This is a genomic window from Pseudomonas citrullilanati (assembly GCF_030580855.1).
GTDB lineage: Bacteria > Pseudomonadota > Gammaproteobacteria > Pseudomonadales > Pseudomonadaceae > Aquipseudomonas > Aquipseudomonas citrulli.
Map to the genome: position 1 here is coordinate 1 of NZ_JAUQOP010000069.1, position 19,447 is coordinate 19,447.

Here is a 19,447-nt window from a genome sequence, read left to right on the forward strand (position 1 = left end):
CGGCGGATCAGCAACATTGATGCCGGCTGACACTCCGCTATCGCGAGCAAGCTCGCTCCCACAGGGACTCTCCGGTTTATTTGAAACGCCGCTCCACCCCTTTCTCCACCAGGATCTTCGCCGATATCTCTTCCACGGAAAAATGCGTGGAATTGATGTGGGGAATGTTCTCCCGCCGGAACAGGTTTTCCACTTCGCGCACTTCGAATTCGCACTGGGCGTAGCTTGAATAGCGGCTGTTGGGCTTGCGCTCGTTGCGGATCGCGGTGAGGCGGTCCGGGTCGATGGTCAGGCCGAACAGCTTGTGCTGGTGGGCGCGCAGGGCGCTGGGCAGTTGCAGGCGCTCCATGTCTTCTTCGGTCAACGGGTAGTTGGCCGCGCGGATGCCGAATTGCATCGCCATGTACAGGCACGTCGGCGTCTTGCCGCAACGCGACACCCCCACCAGGATCAGGTCGGCCTTGTCGTAATAATGCGTGCGGGCGCCGTCATCGTTGTCCAGCGCGAAGTTGACCGCCTCGATCCGCTCCATGTAGTTGGAGTTGTGCCCGATGGAATGGGACTTGCCGACCGAGTAGGAGGAGTGTTCGCTCAGTTCCTGCTCAAGGGGCGCCAGGAAGGTGGAAAAAATGTCGATCATGAAACCATTGGACGTTGCGAGAATCTCACGGATGTCCTGATTGACGATGGTATCGAAGATGATCGGGCGGAAACCGTCGGTTTCGGCGGCTTTATTGATTTGCTGTACCATGGCCCGCGCTTTGTCGACGCTGTCGATGTACGGGCGTGTCAGCTTGGTGAAGGTAATGTTTTCGAACTGCGCCAACAGGCTTTGGCCTAGCGTTTCGGCAGTGATGCCGGTGCCATCGGAGATAAAGAAAGCAGATCGTTTCATTTGCGCCTTGGGCCTTAAGCTAGTGACGATTCTTGGATATGATAGGCGCGATTTGCCGGCCGCCAATGGCCCGCATTCTCACTTATTTTCCAGGTCCAGGCCATATCGCCGGCAATCGCTCCCCTGGAGCCACCGGTGCCTTGAGCTTTTCCAACACAGTTAGTGGAGAGATCACCTTGGTAGAGTACGTAGTTTCCCTCGATAAGCTCGGCGTCCATGATGTGGAGCATGTGGGGGGCAAGAACGCATCCCTGGGCGAGATGATCAGTAACCTCGCCGGTGCCGGCGTCTCGGTGCCAGGTGGCTTCGCCACGACCGCTCAGGCTTATCGTGATTTCCTGGAACTGAGTGGCCTGAACAAGCAGATCCACGATGCGCTCGATGCCCTGGACGTCGATGACGTCAACGCCCTGGCCAAGACCGGCGCCCAGATCCGCCAGTGGATCATGGAAGCCGAGTTCCCCGAGCAACTGAACAGCGAAATCCGCACCGCCTTCGCCAAGCTGTCCGAAGGCAATCCCGACATCGCCGTCGCCGTGCGTTCCTCGGCCACCGCCGAAGACCTGCCGGACGCTTCCTTCGCCGGCCAGCAGGAAACCTTCCTGAACATCCGGGGCGTGGAAAACGTCATCCGCGCCGCCAAGGAAGTCTTCGCTTCCCTCTTCAACGACCGAGCCATCTCCTACCGCGTGCACCAGGGCTTCGACCACAAGCTGGTCGCCCTATCCGCCGGTGTGCAGCGCATGGTCCGCTCCGAGACCGGCACCGCCGGCGTGATGTTCACCCTCGACACCGAGTCGGGCTTCCGTGACGTGGTGTTCATCACCGGTGCCTACGGCCTGGGTGAAACCGTCGTGCAAGGCGCGGTCAACCCGGACGAATTCTATGTCCACAAGGGCACGCTGCAGGCCGGTCGCCCGGCGATCCTGCGTCGCAACCTGGGCAGCAAGGCCATCAAGATGATCTACGGCGACGAGGCCAAGGCCGGTCGCTCGGTCAAGACCGTCGACGTGGACAAGGCCGAGCGCGCGCGTTTCTGCCTGACCGACGCCGAGGTCAGCGAGCTGGCCAAGCAGGCGATGATCATCGAGCAGCACTACAAGTGCCCGATGGACATCGAATGGGCCAAGGACGGTGACGACGGCAAGCTGTACATCGTGCAGGCCCGTCCGGAAACCGTGAAGAGCCGCACCCAGGCCAACGTCATGGAGCGCTACCTGCTCAAGGAAACCGGCACCGTGCTGGTGGAAGGCCGCGCCATCGGCCAGCGCATCGGCGCCGGCAAGGTACGGATCATCAAGGACGTCTCGGAAATGGACAAGGTCCAGGCCGGCGACGTGCTGGTGTCCGACATGACCGACCCGGACTGGGAGCCGGTGATGAAGCGCGCCAGCGCCATCGTCACCAACCGCGGCGGACGCACCTGCCACGCGGCGATCATCGCCCGCGAGCTGGGGATCCCGGCAGTGGTCGGCTGCGGCAACGCCACCCAGTTGCTCAAGGACGGCCAGGGCGTCACCGTGTCCTGCGCCGAGGGCGACACCGGCTACATCTTCGAAGGCGAACTGGGCTTCGACGTGAAGAAGAACTCCGTGGACGCCATGCCGGAGCTGCCGTTCAAGATCATGATGAACGTCGGCAACCCGGACCGCGCCTTCGACTTCGCCCAGTTGCCGAACGCCGGCGTGGGCCTGGCTCGCCTGGAATTCATCATCAACCGCATGATCGGCGTGCACCCCAAGGCGCTGCTGAACTACGACGGCCTGCCGAGCGAAATCAAGGACAGCGTCGACAAGCGTGTCGCCGGCTACGACGATCCGGTCGGCTTCTACGTCGAGAAGCTGGTGGAAGGCATCAGCACCCTGGCGGCGGCGTTCTGGCCGAAAAAGGTCATCGTGCGCCTGTCGGACTTCAAGTCCAACGAATACGCCAACCTGATCGGCGGCAAGCTCTACGAGCCGGAAGAAGAAAACCCGATGCTGGGCTTCCGTGGCGCCTCGCGCTACATCAGCGAATCGTTCCGTGACTGCTTCGAGCTCGAATGCCGCGCCCTCAAGCGCGTGCGCAACGACATGGGCCTGACCAACGTCGAGATCATGGTGCCGTTCGTGCGCACCCTCGGCGAAGCGAGCCAGGTGGTCGACCTGCTGGCTGAGAACGGCCTGGCCCGTGGCGACAACGGCCTGCGCGTGATCATGATGTGCGAACTGCCGTCCAACGCCATCCTGGCGGAGGAATTCCTCGAATTCTTCGACGGTTTCTCCATCGGTTCCAACGACCTGACCCAGCTGACCCTGGGCCTGGACCGCGACTCCGGGATCATCGCGCACCTGTTCGACGAGCGGAACCCGGCGGTCAAGAAGCTGCTGGCCAATGCCATCGCCGCCTGCAACAAGGCCGGCAAGTACATCGGCATCTGCGGCCAGGGCCCTTCGGACCACCCGGACCTGGCCAAGTGGCTGATGGAGCAGGGGATCGAAAGCGTTTCGTTGAACCCCGACTCCGTGCTGGAGACCTGGTTCTTCCTGGCCGAGGGGCAGGGCGCGGTCTGATCGAGTGAAGGGACTTCACCGGTAATGTAGGCCGGGTAACCTTGGTGGGTGCGAGCTTGCTCGCGATAGCGGAGTGTCAGCCAAGATTGTTTTGCTGATCCACCGCAATCGCGAGCAAGCTCGCTCCCGCAGGTCCGCGGCTATCAACCTTTCCGGTCCCTTTTGATTGAAGTAGGGCGGGCTCCTGGCGGATGCCGCCCTTTTTTGTGCAAGAGCATTATGCAAAGCAGCAGCAACCTTTTTCCTGTCGCCCTGATCAGCGCCGAGCGGCGTGGTGATCTGAGCGAAGACGTCTATCGCTTGAAACCCGGCAACAGCCCGGACTACAGCGTCGAGCTGGCCGTTACCCGCCTGGGCATGGCCGATGCCGGCCAGGCCCGGGGCGTGCCCGTGATCCTGTTGCACGGCAGTTTTTCCAACCGGCGCTTCTGGTACTCCCCCAAGGGCCTCGGCCTCGGGGCGTACCTGGCACGCCTGGGGTTCGATGTCTGGATCCCCGAGATGCGTGGCCATGGGCTGTCCCAGCGCAACCAGGACTATCGCAACAATCGCGTGGCCGACTATGCCCGCTACGATTTGCCGGCCATCGGCGCCTTCGTGCGGGAGCAGAGCGGGCAGGTGCCGCACTGGCTTGGTCATTCCCTGGGGGGCATCACCCTGGCGGCAGCGCTGGGCGGGCATTACCTGGGCGAGCCCGCGGTGGCCTCGGCGGCGTTTTTCGGCGCCCAGGTCAGCCGTACCTACTGGCCGCTGAAGATCCCGCCGGTGGAATGGAGCGGACGCTTCATCCTCAAGCGCTTTGCCCAGTTGTCCGGTTCGCGGCTCAAGCGCGGCCCGGAGGACGAGCCCATCGGCCTGGCCCTGGAAAGCATGCGCTGGTACGGCCTGTTCGGGCGCTTCGGCGACGCCGAGAGGAACTGGTGGGCCGGATTGGCCGACGTCCAGGTCCCGGTGCTGGCGGTGAGTGCCGCCGGCGATCAGCAGGACCCGACCTGGGCCTGCCGCAAACTCTTCGAACAGATCGGTTCCGAACACAAGCAGTTTGTCTGCCTGGGCCGGGAGCAGGGCTTCAGCGACGATTTCGGGCATGTCGAGATGCTGGTCAGCAAGGCCGCGCAGACCGACGTCTGGCCATTGGTCGCGCGTTGGCTGGAAAACCCGTGCACGCCGTTGCTGGCCGAGCAGCCCCAACTGGCCGAGGCGGTTTGAAGCGAAGGCCCTGACGTGGGCATTTCGCTCTGGTCGGCTTGCGGCTAAGATATGACGCTTCAAGCGGTTCCGGTCACAAACGGTTGCTCATCCAGTCTGACGTTCCAGCCCAACAGGAGTTGTTCGATGAACCATTACCTCACGCCCGACCTGTGCGATGCCTATCCGGACCTGGTCCAGGTGCTGGAGCCGATGTTCAGCAATTTCGGCGGCCGCGATTCCTTCGGCGGCGAAATCGTGACCATCAAGTGCTTCGAGGACAACTCGCTGGTCAAGGAACAGGTCGAGCTGCCGGGTACCGGCAAGGTGCTGGTGGTTGACGGCGGCGGCTCCCTGCGTCGGGCCCTGCTGGGTGACATGCTGGCGGAAAAAGCCGCGAAAAACGGTTGGGAAGGGTTGGTGATCTACGGCTGCATCCGCGACGTCGATGTCATCGCCCAGACCGACCTCGGCGTCCAGGCCCTGGCCAGCCACCCGATGAAGACCGACAAGCGCGGCATTGGCGACCTCAATGTGGCGGTGACCTTTGCCGGCGTGACGTTCCGCCCGGGCGAGTATGTCTATGCCGACAACAACGGCATCATCGTCTCGCCAAGCCCGCTCAAGATGCCTGAATGAAGCGCGACAGCCATAAGGGATGAGGATGTTCGAGGAAGAAAACGCGCAATGGGGGCTGGTGCATGCCCTGGTGCTGGACGGCAAGGGCGGCGCGCGTTCCATTGCCCGGACCGACCTCGACCAATTGCAGCTGCAGGCCCACGAAAGCCTGTGGCTGCACTGGGATCGCAGTCATCCGCAAACCCACACCTGGTTGCGCAAATCCAGCGGCCTGAGCGAGTTCAACTGCGACCTGCTGCTGGAAGAGAACACCCGTCCGCGCCTGCTGCCACTGCCCAACGCCGAGTTGCTGCTGTTCCTGCGGGGGATCAACCTGAACCCGGGGGCCGAACCGGAAGACATGGTCTCGGTGCGGATCTTCGCCTCTGCCCAACGGGTGATCTCCCTGCGTTTGCGGCCACTGCGGGCCACCGATGAGCTATTGGCGCAACTGGCCGAGGGCAAGGGCCCGAAGACCAGCTCGGAACTCATCCTTTATATGGCCCAGTACCTCACCAACAAGGTGCAGGACCTGGTCACCTGCCTCTCGGAAATCGTCGATGGCGAGGAAGAAAAACTCGATACCGACGAACGGTATACCCCCGAGCACGACGCCATCTTGCACATCCGCCGGAGGGCGGCCGGGCTGAAGCGGTTCCTGGCGCCGCAGCGGGATATCTTCGCCCAGATGACCCGGCTGAAACTGCCGTGGTTCGTCGAGGACGACGGCGACTACTGGAATGAATTGAACAACAGCCTGACCCGTTACCTCGAGGAGCTGGAACTGGCTCGCGAGCGCGTGGGGCTTGTGCTGGAGGCCGAAGACCGGCGCCTGTCGGTGCGCATGAACCGCACCATGTACCGTTTCGGCATCATCACCGGGATCTTCCTGCCCATGAGTTTCCTCACCGGCCTGCTGGGCATCAATGTCGGCGGCATCCCGTTCTCGGCGAGCCCCTACGGTTTCATGGTGGCGTGCCTGCTGATGGTTTGCGTGGCCCTGGGGCAGTGGTGGCTGTTCCGCCGCTTGCGTTGGGTCTGATGAGGCTTCATGTGACCCGGCCAAATCTGATCGCGTCTTCCACAGACATCACGAGAGGTGCGTATGCACGATCCGTTTGAACAGTCTTTGCGCGACATGCTCAAGGCCTCGCCGTCCAGCCGGGACGACGATGCCTGCCTGGGACGTGTACTGAAAACCGCCAACCGCCAGGTCGGCGCCAGCGATCTGTTCAGCCTGCTGGGCCGCTGGCTGCCCGCGCTGATGATCGCCTTGAACAACGGGTCGGCCCATGTCTCGCCGGTTTCCCGTCGTAAACCTGTTACCCGCACCGCTGATAAGGCTGATTGAATATGGAACTTGATCTCTGGACCCAGAGCCTCGTCACGGCAATGACCGCGTTGTGGACCAAGGTGGCTAACTTCATCCCGAACCTGTTCGGCGCCCTGGTGGTGCTGTTGCTCGGTTTCGTGGTGGCCAAGCTGCTGGACACGCTGTTGTCCAAGTTGCTCGCCAAGCTGGGCCTCGATCGCCTGATGGGCGGCACCGGCTTGACCAAGCTGTTGTCCCGGGGCGGCATCCAGGTGCCGATCTCGACCCTGGTCGGCAAGATCGTCTATTGGTTCGTATTGCTGATTTTCCTGGTGTCCGCGGCTGAATCCCTTGGACTTGAGCGAGTTTCAGCTACGCTGGACATGCTTGCGCTGTATTTGCCGAAGGTATTCGGCGCGGCATTGGTGCTGTTGGTCGGTGTCCTGCTGGCGCAACTGGCCAACGGGCTGGTGCGTGGCGCCGCCGAAGGCGTGGGCCTGGACTACGCCGCCGGCGTTGGGCGAATCGCCCAGGGCCTGGTGATCATCATCAGTATTTCGGTCGCGATCAGCCAGTTGGAGGTCAAGACAGACCTGCTCAACCATGTGATCGTGATCGTCCTGATTACCGTTGGTCTGGCGGTTGCGCTGGCCATGGGGTTGGGCAGCCGGGAAATTGCCGGCCAGATTCTCGCGGGAATCTACGTGCGTGAGTTGTATGAGGTTGGGCAACAGGTGCGTGTTGGAGAGGTCGAAGGGCAGATCGAGGAGATCGGCACGGTGAAGACCACATTGCTGACCGACGAGGGCGAACTGGTGTCGCTCTCCAATCGGATCCTGCTGGAACAGCATGTGAGTAGCCGCTAACCCGGCAAACCCTGCTAATGTATGCCGCCGCAAAATGCCTGCGACCCCAGGCTGCGGCGCACATTGACCTAGACTGTCGGCCCGACCTGTTTTGAACAAACCCCAATCGCTATCCACGCGCTACGACCCCCGTGATCTCTCCGATGAGGAGTTGGTCGCGCGCGCACATACGGAGCTGTTCCACGTCACGCGTGCCTACGAAGAGTTGATGCGCCGGTACCAGAGGACATTATTTAACGTTTGTGCACGCTACCTGGGGAACGATCGCGATGCTGACGATGTCTGTCAGGAGGTGATGTTGAAGGTGCTGTATGGCTTGAAGAACTTCGAGGGGAAATCGAAGTTCAAGACATGGCTCTACAGCATCACCTACAACGAATGCATCACGCAGTACCGCAAGGAACGGCGAAAGCGTCGCTTGATGGATGCTTTGAGCCTGGACCCTCTTGAAGAAGCGTCTGAGGAAAAGGCGCCCAAACCCGAGGAGAAGGGTGGACTTGATCGCTGGTTGGTCCATGTAAACCCGATCGATCGGGAAATTCTGGTGCTACGATTTGTCGCAGAGCTGGAGTTCCAGGAGATCGCAGACATCATGCACATGGGTTTGAGCGCGACAAAAATGCGTTACAAGCGCGCTCTTGACAAATTGCGTGAGAAATTTGCAGGCATTGCTGAAACTTAGTTCGGCGCAAATATCTCTTACGTGTAGGCAAGTTCTGATAGACTTGCCGCCGAGTTGTCCCCCGGTTTGCGGGACTGCTTCACAATCACCAGATGGGGATTTAACGGATGAAACTGAAAAACACCTTGGGCTTTGCCATTGGTTCTTTGATTGCTGCCACTTCGTTCGGCGCTCTGGCACAAGGCCAAGGCGCAGTTGAAATCGAAGGCTTCGCCAAGAAAGAACAATTCGACAGCGCTCGTAACTTCAAGAACAACGGCAACCTGTTCGGCGGTTCGATCGGTTACTTCCTGACCGACGACGTTGAACTGCGTCTGGCCTACGACGAAGTGCACAACGCACGTACCGACGACGGCACCAACGTCAAGGGCGCCAACACTGCCCTGGACGCCCTGTACCACTTCAACAACCCAGGCGACATGCTGCGTCCTTACGTCTCGGCCGGTTTCTCCGACCAGAGCATCGACCAGAATGGCAGCAACGGTCGTAACCGTTCTACCTTCGCCAACGTCGGTGGCGGCGCCAAGCTGTACTTCACCGAGAACTTCTACGCCCGTGCTGGCGTTGAAGCTCAATACAACATCGACCAGGGCGACACCGAGTGGGCGCCAAGCGTTGGTATCGGTGTGAACTTCGGTGGCGGCTCCAAGCCTGCCGCTGCTCCAGTTCCAGCTCCGGCTGAAGTCTGCTCCGACAGCGACAACGATGGCGTGTGCGACAACGTCGACAAGTGCCCTGACACCCCTGCCAACGTAACTGTCGACGCTGATGGCTGCCCTGCCGTTGCTGAAGTCGTTCGCGTTGAGCTGGACGTCAAGTTCGACTTCGACAAGTCGGTCGTCAAGCCTAACAGCTACGGCGACATCAAGAACCTGGCTGACTTCATGAAGCAGTACCCATCCACCACCACTACTGTTGAAGGTCACACTGACTCCGTCGGTCCTGACGCTTACAACCAGAAACTGTCCGAGCGTCGTGCAAACGCCGTCAAGCAAGTTCTGACCAACCAGTACGGTGTTGAATCGTCCCGCGTTAACTCTGTTGGCTACGGCGAATCCCGTCCAGTGGCTGATAACGCCACTGAAGCTGGTCGCGCTGTTAACCGTCGCGTAGAAGCGCAGGTTGAAGCCCAAGCTAAGTAATTAGCCCAGCGCTTTGGAAAAGCCCGGCCCAGGCCGGGCTTTTCTTTGCCTGGGATTTGTCAGGTGGGGCTGTGCCAGACGAAGCAAAACCTGTGGGAGCGAGCTTGCTCGCGATGGCGGTGTGTCAGTCACCATCCAGATTGCTGATACATTGCCATCGCGAGCAAGCTCGCTCCCACAGTGGGTCGATGTTGTCTGTTAGAGGGTTGAAGCCTGAGCCCAGGCAGTCGGGGCCGTGGCCAGTTCAGCGGCACCGGCCACCGCACCAATCACCAGAATCGCCGGGCTCTTGAGCTGGAACGCGGTGGCATCGGCTTCCATCGATGCCAGGTCGCTGCGGCAGTCGCGTTGATGGGGCAGGGACGCGTTTTCGATCATTGCCACTGGCGTATCCGCGGCCAGGCCGCCGGCCAGCAGTTGTTCGCGGATCTCGTTGAGTTTCGCCACGCCCATGTACACCACCAGGGTCGTCCCGCTTTGCGCCAGGGCTTGCCAGTTCAGGCTGCTGCCGTCCTGGGTGTGGGCGGTGACCAGCGTCACGCCCCGGGCAATCCCGCGCAGGGTCAGTGGGATAGCGCACTGGGTCGCCCCGGCCAGGCCGGCGGTGATGCCATTGACCAGTTCCACTTCGATGCCGTGCCCGCGCAGCCACTGCGCCTCTTCACCGCCACGGCCAAAGATGCACGGGTCGCCGCCCTTGAGGCGCACCACGCATTTGCCCTGGCGGGCATAGCGCAGCATCAGCCGATGAATGAACGCCTGGGGCGTGGAGCGGCAACCGCCGCGCTTGCCCACGGCAATGATACGCGCGCCGGGGCAGTGCTCCAGCACCGCCTCGTTGACCAGGTCGTCGATCAGCACCACGTCCGCTGCGCCAAGGGCGCGCACGGCCTTGAGGGTCAGCAATTCAGGGTCGCCAGGACCTGCACCCACCAGCCAGACTTTTGCGTTCATCGTGTTTTCCTCAAGAGAGAGCGGCCATCGGTTGCGCCGAGGCAACCAGCAGCCGCTTGATTTCCGGTACGCAGGAACCGCATTGCGTGCCACAGCCCAGTTCTTTTTTCAGCCCCGGCAAGTCCAGGCCCCGCTCGATGCCGGCGCAGATCGCCTGCTGGCTGACGTTCAAGCAGTTGCACAGGGTCTTGCCGCCGCCACTCACCGCCGCGCCGGCATTGCCCGGCGGCGCGCTCAAGGGCGCCAGCAACCAGCGGCGCAGTTGTTCATCGGCGCGACCTTCCTGCCACAGGTTCTGCAGCCAGTGCCGGGCGAGGGTTTCGCCGGCCAGGCGGATGGCGGTGATGCGACCGTTTTCGATCCGGACCCGTTTCCCGATGGCGCGACGCGGATCGTCATAGGCCAGCACCGGGCCGTCGATCAGCCCCAGTTGTTCGTCGATCCCTTGCAGCAGCTCGGGATCAGGCGCCGTGGCGTTGGCGGCGCGAATCAGCAGTGCCGGACGTTCACGGCCGGTGAGGCTGAGGCTGACGTAGGCAAACGCCTCGCACAGCGGTCGCAGCGCCTCCAGATGCTGTTGAACGTCGCCCTCCACCAGGGCGAACAGGTGCCAGGGCAGGTTCACCGGTTCCAGGCGCACGCCGCTGTGCTTGAGCTCCGGTTGTTTCGACAAGGGGTCGAAGGCCGGTTGGGTCAGGCGGTTGACGCCGCCCTTGAGGAACCGGTTGCCCCAGTGCATGGGCAGGAAGGCCTGGCCCGGACGCACGTTTTCGTCGCTGTCGACGGCGACGATCACCGCGCCGCGCCGGCTCTTCAAGCTGACCAGGTCACCGGCCTGCAAGCGATGGCGCGCCAGTTCGTCCGGGTGCAGGCTGAGGACGGCTTCATTGACGTGGCCGAACAGTTGCGCGGCGGTGCCGGTCCGGCTCATGCCGTGCCACTGGTCGCGCAGCCGCCCGGTGTTCAGGGTCAATGGATAGCGTGCGTCCCGCAGTTCCCGGGCGGCGCGATACGGTTCGGCGACAAATCGCGCCCGACCGCTGTCGGTAGGAAAGATCCCGTTCTGGTACAGGCGCGCCGTTCCCACCGTGGCGCCTTCCGGGAAGGGCCATTGCTGGGGACCGAGTGCATCGATCAAGGCGTGGCTGATGCCGGACAAGTCGAGGTCGCGCCCGCGGGTCAGCTGCTTGTATTCGTCGAACAGCTGACCCGGGGCGGCAAAGTCGAACAGGCTCGGCTGGCCCGGCCGCAGGCGTTGCTCCAGGCGTTGGGCGAAATCCACGGTGATCGCCCAGTCCGGCCGGGCTTCACCCGGTGCCCTGACTGCCCGGCGAACGTGGGAGATACGCCGTTCAGAGTTGGTCACCGAACCCTCTTTCTCGCCCCAACTGGCCGCCGGCAGCAGCAAGTCGGCGAAGGCGGCGGTCTCGGTGGTCCGGAAAGCTTCCTGCAACACCACGAACGGACAGGCTTGCAGCGCTTCCTGGACGGCTGTCTGGTCCGGCATCGATTGGGCCGGGTTGGTGCAAGCGATCCACAGGGCCTTGATCTTGCCGCTGCGCACCGCGTCGAACAGCTCGATGGTGCTCAAGCCCGGGTTGGCGGGCAATTGCTCGACGCCCCAGTAGCGGGCGACTTCATCGCGATGCCCGGGATTGCTGGCTTCGCGATGGCCCGGCAGCAGGTTCGACAGGCTGCCGGTTTCCCGCCCGCCCATGGCATTGGGCTGGCCCGTCAGCGAGAACGGTCCCGCGCCCGGGCGGCCAATTTGCCCGGTGGCCAGGTGCAGGTTGATCAGTGCGCTGTTCTTCGCGCTGCCGGCCGTGGACTGGTTCAGGCCCATGCACCACAGCGACAGGAAACTGGGCGAGGTGCCGACCCATTCGGCACACTGGTGCAGTTGTTCGACGCTGATCCCGCACACCTGGGCGACCATGCCCGGGGTGTAGTCGCGTACCAGGTTCTTCAGCTCGGCCAGGCCTTCGGTGTGGGCCTTGATGAAGTCGCGGTTCACCCAGTCTTCCCACAGCAACAGGTGCAAGATCCCGTGGAACAAGGCGACGTCGGTACCGGGCAGGATCGCCAGGTGCAGGTCCGCCAGGTCGCAGGTGTCGGTGCGCCGCGGGTCGATGACGATGATTTTCATCTGCGGACGGCGGGATTTGACCTCTTCGAGCCGACGAAACAGGATCGGATGGGCGTAGGCCATGTTGCTGCCGACGATCATCACGCAGTCGCTCAGCTCCAGGTCTTCGTAGCTGCAGGGCGGCGCGTCGGCACCCAGGCTGCGCTTGTAGCCGACCACGGCGGAGGACATGCACAGCCGTGAATTGCTGTCGATGTTGTTGGTGCCGACCAGGGCCCGGGCGAGTTTGTTGAACGCGTAGTAGTCCTCGGTCAGCAACTGGCCGGAGATGTAGAACGCCACGCTGTCGGGGCCGTGCTCGGCGACGGTGGCGGCGAAGACGCTGGCGGCGTGCTCCAGCGCGCTGTCCCAGTCGGTACGGGCGCGGGCCAGGCCCTTGCCCAGGCGCAGCTCGGGGTACAGCGCGCGTGCGGCGAGGTCGCCGGTCAGGTGCAGGGTCGAGCCCTTGCTGCACAGCTTGCCGAAATTGGCCGGGTGGGCGGGATCGCCGCTGACGCCGAGGATGCGCTCGTCGTCATGCTCGATCAGCACGCCGCAACCGACCCCGCAGTAACAGCAGGTCGAGGCAGTGGTTTGGCGGTTCATCAGCTTGCTTCCCGTAGCGCCAGCAGGACCCGGCCGTTCTCGACACGGGCCGCATGGTGATGGGCGCAACCCACGTCCGGCGCCTGGGCCTGGCCGCTTTCCAGGTCGATCTGCCAGTTGTGCAGCGGGCAGGCCACGCGCTTGCCGTAGATCAGGCCTTGGGACAGCGGCCCGCCCTTGTGCGGGCAGCGGTCGTCGAGGGCGAAGACTTCATCGTCGCTGGTACGAAAAATCGCGATATCGCCTTTCGGGCCCTGGATGATGCGCGAGCCCAGGGCGTTGATCTCTTCCAGTGCGCAGATATCCAGCCAGTTCATGCCGGCACCTCCAGGTTCTTCACGGGGATGACCTCGAACTCTTTTTTCAGCTGGGGTTGTTCCAGGCGCTGTTTCCACGGGTCCTGTTCCAGGGCCAGGGAGAACTTCAGGCGTTCGTGCAGCGCCTTGCGGCGGGCCGGGTCCTCCAGCACGGCTTTCTTGATGTGCTCCATGCCGACGCGCTGCATGTAGTGCACGGTGCGTTCGAGGTAGAAGGCTTCTTCGCGGTACAACTGCAAGAACGCGCCGTTGTATTCGCGCACTTGCTCGGCGGTCTGGAGCTTGACGAAGAACTCCGCGACTTCGGTCTTGATCCCGCCGTTGCCACCGATGTACATCTCCCACCCCGAATCGACGCCGATGATGCCGACGTCCTTGATGCCCGCTTCGGAGCAGTTGCGTGGGCAGCCGGAGACCGCCAGCTTCACCTTGTGCGGCGACCACATGTTGAACAGGTCGTGCTCCAGCTCGATGCCCAGTTGGGTGGAATTCTGCGTGCCAAAGCGGCAGAACTCGCTGCCCACGCAGGTTTTCACGGTGCGGATGGATTTGCCGTAGGCGTGGCCGGACGGCATGTCGAGGTCCTTCCAGACCCCCGGCAGGTCCTGCTTCTTGATGCCTAGCAAGTCGATGCGCTGGCCACCGGTGACCTTGACCATGGACACGCTGTACTTATCGGCGACGTCGGCGATGCGCCGCAACTCCGCGGACGTCGTCACCCCACCCCACATCCGTGGAACCACCGAGTAGGTGCCGTCCTTCTGGATGTTGGCGTGGGCGCGCTCGTTGATCAGGCGCGATTGCGGGTCATCCTGGGCTTCGCCGGGCCAGGTGGAAATCAGGTAGTAGTTCAGGGCCGGGCGGCAGGTGGCGCAGCCGTTCGGGGTGCGCCAGTTCAGGTAGCTCATGGTGCCGGCGATGGTCAACAAGTGCTCGTCGCGGATCGCCTGGCGGATCTGCCTGTGGTTGAGATCGCTGCAGCCGCAGATGGCTTTCTCGCTTTTCGGCTTGACGTCCGCCGCACCGCCGACGGTGTTGATGAGGATCTGCTCCACCAGGCCGGCGCAGGAACCGCAGGAGCTGGCGGCCTTGGTGTGTTTTTTCACGTCGTCGACGCTGAACAGCCCGTGTTCCTGGATCGCCTTGACGATGGTGCCCTTGCACACGCCGTTGCAGCCGCAGACTTCAGCCGAGTCGGCCATGCTCATGGCTTTGTCCTGGCCCTGGTGGCCGACGTCGCCCAAGGCCTGCTCCATAAAACTAGAGCCGCCGAACATCAGGTGATCGCGGATCTCGCCGACGTTGTGATTCCCTCGGATCTGGCGGAAGTACCAGCCACCGTCCGCGGTGTCGCCGTAGAGGCAGGCGCCGACCAGCACGTCATCCTTGATCACCAGCTTCTTGTAGACGCCGCCGATCGGGTCGGACAGGGTGATGGTCTCGGTGCCTTCGCCGCCCATGAAGTCGCCGGCGGAGAACAGGTCGATGCCGGTGACCTTGAGCTTGGTCGAGGTCACCGATCCCTTGTAGGTGGCAAACCCCAGTTGCGCGAGGTGGTTGGCGCAGACCTTGGCCTGTTCGAACAGCGGGGCCACCAGGCCATAGGCCGTGCCGCGATGGTTGGCGCATTCGCCGATGGCATAGATCCGTGGGTCGTAGGTCTGCATCGTGTCGTTGACCAGGATCCCGCGGCTGCAAGGGATGCCGGCCTTTTCCGCCAGTTCGGTGTTGGGACGGATGCCGGCGGCCATCACCACCAGGTCGGCGGGGATGATGTCGCCGTTCTTGAACTGCACCGAGCCGACCCGGCCATTGCCGGCGTCGTGCAGGGCCTGGGTCTGCTCGCAGAGGCGAAATTTCAGGCCACGGTCTTCCAGGGCGGTTTGCAGCAGTTGGCCGCTGGTCTTATCCAGTTGCCGCTCCAGCAACCATTCGCCCAGGTGCACCACGGTCACGTCCATGCCCCGCAGCTTCAAGCCGTTGGCCGCTTCCAGGCCCAGCAGGCCGCCGCCGATCACCACGGCGTTCTTGTGGGTCTTGGCGGTGTCGATCATGACCTGGGTGTCGGCGATGTCGCGGTAGCCGATGACGCCGTCGAGGGTGTGGCCGGGGATGGGCAGGATGAACGGCGTGGAGCCGGTGGCGATCAGCAGGCGATCGTACTCGGCCTCGGTTCCGTCCTCGGCGATGACCCGGCGCTTGACCCGGTCGATCTCCACCACCTTGCGGTTGAGCAGCAGGTTGATGCGGTTGTCCTGGTACCAGCTCAGGTCGTTGAGCACGATCTCTTCGAACGTCTGCTCGCCGGCCAGCACCGGCGAAAGCAGGATGCGGTTGTAGTTGGCGTGGGGCTCGGCGCCGAACACCGTGATGTCGTACAGCTCATGGCTCAGCTTGAGCAGTTCTTCAAGGGTTCGAACCCCGGCCATACCGTTGCCGATCATCACCAGTTTGAGTTTTTTCATCAGGGTTCTCCGCAAGCTCAGGCCCGTTTCATCACGGCGATCGGACTGGCTCGGTCATATTCACGAAAACAAAAAAAGGCGTCCCGCTAGTGGCCTAGCGAGGACGCCTTTGTCCGGGTCCCGTTCTCTCGGGAAGCAGCGCCTTCATCGTTGGAAGCGTTGCTGTATGTATGGTGAGAGAGGTTATGCAGTGGTTGTGCCAAGTGGCTCTGGGGCGCGGATTTATTGGGTAATCCGCCGGCCGGGCGAGTGACAGGGGAATTTATTGCACCGAATCAAAGCGTGTTGCCCGGTAATGGAGCGTGGTAGCCGATGGTTGTGTAGTGGCAGGCAGGCCGCCATCGCGAGCAAGCTTTGCTCCCACAATGGATTTGCTCCCACAGCAGATTCCCTCCCACAGCAGATTCCCTGTGGAAACAAAATCCCCCGGGGAACCAAAAATCCCTGTGGGAGCAAAGCTTGCTCGCGATAGGCGCGACCGGGATCTCAGCCGTGAAACACCAGGAACAAGAGCACAATGTTCACCACCAGCGACACCAGCGCCAATGTCCGCCAGACCTTCAGCGGCTCTCTTTCCAGCAACGGCCTGGGCCTGACGCTCAAGCTGCGGCGCTCGCCCTGTTCCAGCAGCAGCAACCATTCCTCGGCCGTCTCGAAACGCTGCTCCGGATCGGCCGCGACGGCGCGCTCCAGGCTTTGCCCGAGCCATTCGGCCAGGTCCGGCCGATACCGATGGGCGCTGACCGGCACGCCGAAGCGCGGGCGCTGGAAGGCTTCGATTTCCCCGTAGGGGTAGTGCCCGGTCAGCAGGAAATACAGGGTCACGCCGACGGCATACAGGTCTTGCCGGGCGGTCGGCGCATGCCCGGCGAAGGCTTCCGGGGCAATGTAGCTCGGCGTGCCCGGCAAGACATTGGCCTGGTCCTCCGACAGCCCCGGGCAGTACGCCAGCCCGAAATCCAGCAGGCGCAGTTCGCCGTCGTCCCCCAGGTGCAGGTTGTCCGGCTTGATGTCGCGGTGGTAGATCTGCCGTCGATGCAACAGGCCCACCGCCCGCACCAGCTGCTGCGCCAGGTCCAGCCATTGCGCCAACGGCAGCGGGCCGCCCTGGTCGAACAGCGCGGCCAGGGTGCTGCCCGGGTATTCGCGCATCACGTAGTACAGGTGCTGGCGCTGGGGAACACCGTGGATTTCCGGAAACTGCCGGCCGGCGACCCGCCTGAGAAACCATTCCTCGGAGAGCAACGCCTGGCCGGCACGGCTGTCGTCCCGCCACTGGCCGGGCAGGGTTTTCAACAACCACGGCTGGCCCTGGCCGTCGTGCACCCGGTAGAGCAAGGATTGTTGGCTGTGCCCGAGCAGGCCTTCGACTTGCCAACCCTCGAAGACCTGGCCCGGTTTCAGCGTGGGGGGCAGGGGCCATTGCTGCAATTGGATCAGGGCGTCGCCGATGCTCGCTTCGCCCACGGCATCGACGCGCACCAGCAAGGCGCTGGCATTGTCCTGGCTGCCGGCCAGGTGCGCAGCGTTGACCAGGGTCTGCGCCGCGCGGTCAAGGTCCGGTTGGTCCCGCAGGATGCCGGCGATGGCGGTGTCCCCCAGGACCGCCCAGACGCCGTCGCTGAGCAGGACGAAAGTTTCGTCGGGCCGCAATTCGCCGTCGAGGAAATCCAGGACCAGGTGTTGGTCCAGGCCCAGCGCCCGCTTGAGCACATGCTGCATGCCCTGTTGTTCCCAGACGTGGTCTTCGCTGATCCGTTGCAGGTGGTCGGCGTGCCAGCGGTAGACCCGGCAATCGCCGACGTGGGCCAGGGTGAAGCGGCGGCCGCGCAGGACCAGGGCGCTGACGGTGGTGAGCAGCGGTTGCCCGCCACCGTTGGCTTGCAGCCAGCGATTCTGCGCCAGCAGCAAGCGGTCCAGCGCCTGGGCCACGCCCCAGGTTTGCGGCGTGGCGTAGTAGTCCAGGGCCAGTGCCTGCAAGGTCGAGCGGGCCGCCAGCCCGCCGTCGGCGCATTGGCTCACGCCGTCGGCGATGGCGAACAGGTAACCCTTGCTGGCGGCCAGGGCCGGGGCCGGCGTGACCAGGCGCAGGGCATCCTGGTTTTCATCCCGCGGGCCGATGGCAGTGGCTTCGGCAAAACTCAGTTGCAGGCTCATGCAGGGGCTCTACACCCGGGCCGCGGTGACGGCGGCCGAACCCCAGGTGGTTCTCCAGCGGCGCTTGACGCCGTGCAGGCCGAACCAGGCCAGCACCCCCAGGCTGGCGAACAACCACAGCGCCATCTGGTAGCTGCCGGTGCTCTGCTTGATCGCGCCCATGCCCGCCGCCAGGGCGAAGCCGCCGATGCCGCCGGCCATGCCGATCAGCCCGGTCATCACGCCGATTTCGCGGCGGAAACGTTGCGGCACCAGTTGGAACACCGCGCCGTTGCCTGCCCCCAGGCCCAGCATGGTGCAGACGAACAGGGCCAGGGCGGCATAGGAACTCGGCAGGTTGAAACCCACCGCGGCGATGCAGATGGCCGCCACGGTGTACATGCCCAGCAGCGTGCGGATGCCACCGAAACGGTCGGCCAGGGCACCGCCCAACGGCCGCATCAGGCTGCCCCCGAAGACGCAGGCGGCGGTGTAGTAGCCGGCGGTCACCGGGCTCAGGCCATATTGGTCGTTGAAGTAGCCGGGCAGGGCGCTGGCCAGGCCGATGAAGCCGCCGAAGGTCACGCTGTAGAAGAACATGAACCACCAGCTGTCACGGTCGCCCAGGGCCTTGAGGTAGTCGGCCACGGATTTGGCTTTCGGCCGCTCGGGGGCGTTCTTGGCCAGCCAGGCGAAGACGACCAGGGTCAGCACCAGGGGGATCAGCGCGAAGCCGAACACGTTGGTCCAGCCGAAGGCCGCCGCCATGAACGGCGCGATCAACGCCGCCAACACAGTGCCCGAGTTGCCGGCACCGGCGATACCCATGGCCTTGCCCTGGTGCTGCGGCGGATACCATTGCGACGCCAGCGGCAGCGCCACGGCGAACGACGCGCCGGCCATGCCCAGGAACAGGCCCAGCAGCAACGCTTGCTCGTAGCTGTGGATGCCCAGTTTCCAGGCGCAGAACAGCGCACTGATGACGATCACCTGGCCGACCATGCCGGCGGTTTTTGGCGAGATCCGGTCGGCCAGCAGGCCCATGAACAGGCGCAGCACGGCACCGGCCAGGATCGGCGTGGCGACCATCAGGCCGCGTTGCTGGGTGGTCAGGTGCAGGTCGGTGGCAATCTGCACCGCCAGGGGGCCCAGCAGGTACCAGACCATGAAACTCAGGTCGAAATACAGGAAGGCCGCGAACAGGGTCGGGGTGTGGCCGGATTTCCAGAAGCTTGAATTCATCGCGCACCTCAGCGGTTAAAGTCTCGAAAATGAGTCAGTGCTTCGAGGTGGTGCGCCACGACGGCGACCCCACCGACCCCGGACGTTGGGGCCAAAGCAAAAAAACGCCGCAACCCGAATCGCCAAGCCAGGCGAGAAGGGTGTGCGACGTCTTTGTCGTAGGTGGGGTAACCGCCGTTGGTTACCTGTGGGGTTGCTTAAGCGAGATCTGTGCCAACAGCAGCAGTCGCTGGAGCTATCGCGAATGGGCCCGCGCTTTGGACTTTGTGGGAGCGGGGGGGGGGGCGGCCCCCCCCGGTCGGGCGCCCACAATTTTTAAATGTGAAAAACCCTACCCACCAAACCCC

The 19,447-nt window shown here is 63.3% G+C and carries 15 protein-coding genes; 8 read left to right on the forward strand and 7 right to left on the reverse strand.

Annotation, left to right across the window (positions count from 1 at the left end):
* Positions 1–76: 76 nt before the first annotated feature.
* Complete coding sequence (gene ppsR, locus Q6A48_RS25320; protein WP_042732259.1) at positions 77–895, reverse strand: posphoenolpyruvate synthetase regulatory kinase/phosphorylase PpsR; 819 nt, start codon at positions 893–895, stop codon at positions 77–79.
* A gap of 176 nt (positions 896–1,071) precedes the next feature.
* Here ppsR and ppsA point away from each other — a divergent pair, with 176 nt between their 5' ends.
* The 8 genes from ppsA to Q6A48_RS25360 all read left to right on the forward strand — a co-directional run bounded on the left by ppsA (position 1,072) and on the right by Q6A48_RS25360 (position 9,255).
* A complete protein-coding gene (gene ppsA / locus Q6A48_RS25325; protein ID WP_304557201.1) occupies positions 1,072–3,447 on the forward strand; it encodes a phosphoenolpyruvate synthase in 2,376 nt (791 codons plus the stop codon).
* A 219-nt stretch (positions 3,448–3,666) separates the two neighbouring features.
* The gene (locus Q6A48_RS25330) at positions 3,667–4,656 is read left to right on the forward strand and encodes an alpha/beta fold hydrolase (protein ID WP_304557202.1); all 990 of its coding nucleotides are present in this window, start codon (positions 3,667–3,669) and stop codon (positions 4,654–4,656) included.
* Positions 4,657–4,782: 126 nt separating this feature from the next.
* Positions 4,783–5,274, forward strand: a complete 492-nt coding sequence (gene rraA / locus Q6A48_RS25335; RefSeq protein ID WP_304557203.1) for a ribonuclease E activity regulator RraA — start codon at positions 4,783–4,785, stop codon at positions 5,272–5,274.
* Between the two features lie 25 nt (positions 5,275–5,299).
* Entirely contained in the window at positions 5,300–6,295 is a 996-nt protein-coding gene (gene cmaX, locus Q6A48_RS25340) for a divalent cation transporter CmaX (protein WP_304557204.1), read from the forward strand.
* A gap of 63 nt (positions 6,296–6,358) precedes the next feature.
* On the forward strand, positions 6,359–6,604 hold the full coding sequence (locus Q6A48_RS25345) for a CrfX protein (RefSeq protein WP_304557205.1): 246 nt from the start codon (positions 6,359–6,361) through the stop codon (positions 6,602–6,604).
* Between the two features lie 2 nt (positions 6,605–6,606).
* Positions 6,607–7,431: a mechanosensitive ion channel family protein gene (locus tag Q6A48_RS25350; RefSeq protein ID WP_003183617.1), complete on the forward strand. Its 825-nt coding sequence runs from the start codon at positions 6,607–6,609 to the stop codon at positions 7,429–7,431.
* Between the two features lie 91 nt (positions 7,432–7,522).
* Positions 7,523–8,113 carry an RNA polymerase sigma factor SigX gene (gene sigX / locus Q6A48_RS25355; RefSeq protein WP_042729583.1) on the forward strand — a complete coding sequence of 197 codons (591 nt, stop codon included), beginning with the start codon at positions 7,523–7,525 and terminating at the stop codon, positions 8,111–8,113.
* Between the two features lie 107 nt (positions 8,114–8,220).
* Positions 8,221–9,255 carry an OmpA family protein gene (locus Q6A48_RS25360; protein ID WP_304557206.1) on the forward strand — a complete coding sequence of 345 codons (1,035 nt, stop codon included), beginning with the start codon at positions 8,221–8,223 and terminating at the stop codon, positions 9,253–9,255.
* Positions 9,256–9,453: 198 nt separating this feature from the next.
* On the opposite strand, the gene cobA is transcribed toward Q6A48_RS25360, so the two are convergent.
* The 6 genes from cobA to Q6A48_RS25390 form a co-directional block, all read right to left on the reverse strand.
* Entirely contained in the window at positions 9,454–10,209 is a 756-nt protein-coding gene (cobA, locus tag Q6A48_RS25365; RefSeq protein ID WP_304557207.1) for a uroporphyrinogen-III C-methyltransferase, read from the reverse strand.
* Positions 10,210–10,219: 10 nt separating this feature from the next.
* Positions 10,220–12,940, reverse strand: a complete 2,721-nt coding sequence (locus Q6A48_RS25370; protein ID WP_304557208.1) for a nitrate reductase — start codon at positions 12,938–12,940, stop codon at positions 10,220–10,222.
* Positions 12,940–13,257, reverse strand: a complete 318-nt coding sequence (gene nirD / locus Q6A48_RS25375) for a nitrite reductase small subunit NirD (protein WP_304557209.1) — start codon at positions 13,255–13,257, stop codon at positions 12,940–12,942. Before nirD ends, Q6A48_RS25370 begins: the two co-directional genes overlap by 1 nt.
* Positions 13,254–15,722, reverse strand: coding sequence for a nitrite reductase large subunit NirB (gene nirB / locus Q6A48_RS25380; protein WP_304557210.1), 2,469 nt, complete (start codon positions 15,720–15,722; stop codon positions 13,254–13,256). Before nirB ends, nirD begins: the two co-directional genes overlap by 4 nt.
* 486 nt (positions 15,723–16,208) lie before the next feature.
* On the reverse strand, positions 16,209–17,879 hold the full coding sequence (locus tag Q6A48_RS25385) for a bifunctional protein-serine/threonine kinase/phosphatase (RefSeq protein WP_304557211.1): 1,671 nt from the start codon (positions 17,877–17,879) through the stop codon (positions 16,209–16,211).
* Between the two features lie 9 nt (positions 17,880–17,888).
* On the reverse strand, positions 17,889–19,100 hold the full coding sequence (locus tag Q6A48_RS25390; protein ID WP_304557212.1) for a nitrate/nitrite transporter: 1,212 nt from the start codon (positions 19,098–19,100) through the stop codon (positions 17,889–17,891).
* Between the last annotated feature and the right edge of the window lie 347 nt (positions 19,101–19,447).

Coding starts and splice junctions, on each gene's coding strand:
- ppsR (WP_042732259.1), bottom strand. CDS start 895: ATGAAACGATCTGCTTTCTTTATCTCCGATGGCACCGGCATCACTGCC.
- Q6A48_RS25330 (WP_304557202.1), top strand. CDS start 3,667: ATGCAAAGCAGCAGCAACCTTTTTCCTGTCGCCCTGATCAGCGCCGAG.
- rraA (WP_304557203.1), top strand. CDS start 4,783: ATGAACCATTACCTCACGCCCGACCTGTGCGATGCCTATCCGGACCTG.
- cmaX (WP_304557204.1), top strand. CDS start 5,300: ATGTTCGAGGAAGAAAACGCGCAATGGGGGCTGGTGCATGCCCTGGTG.
- Q6A48_RS25345 (WP_304557205.1), top strand. CDS start 6,359: ATGCACGATCCGTTTGAACAGTCTTTGCGCGACATGCTCAAGGCCTCG.
- Q6A48_RS25350 (WP_003183617.1), top strand. CDS start 6,607: ATGGAACTTGATCTCTGGACCCAGAGCCTCGTCACGGCAATGACCGCG.
- Q6A48_RS25360 (WP_304557206.1), top strand. CDS start 8,221: ATGAAACTGAAAAACACCTTGGGCTTTGCCATTGGTTCTTTGATTGCT.
- cobA (WP_304557207.1), bottom strand. CDS start 10,209: ATGAACGCAAAAGTCTGGCTGGTGGGTGCAGGTCCTGGCGACCCTGAA.
- Q6A48_RS25370 (WP_304557208.1), bottom strand. CDS start 12,940: ATGAACCGCCAAACCACTGCCTCGACCTGCTGTTACTGCGGGGTCGGT.
- nirD (WP_304557209.1), bottom strand. CDS start 13,257: ATGAACTGGCTGGATATCTGCGCACTGGAAGAGATCAACGCCCTGGGC.
- nirB (WP_304557210.1), bottom strand. CDS start 15,722: ATGAAAAAACTCAAACTGGTGATGATCGGCAACGGTATGGCCGGGGTT.
- Q6A48_RS25385 (WP_304557211.1), bottom strand. CDS start 17,879: ATGAGCCTGCAACTGAGTTTTGCCGAAGCCACTGCCATCGGCCCGCGG.
- Q6A48_RS25390 (WP_304557212.1), bottom strand. CDS start 19,100: ATGAATTCAAGCTTCTGGAAATCCGGCCACACCCCGACCCTGTTCGCG.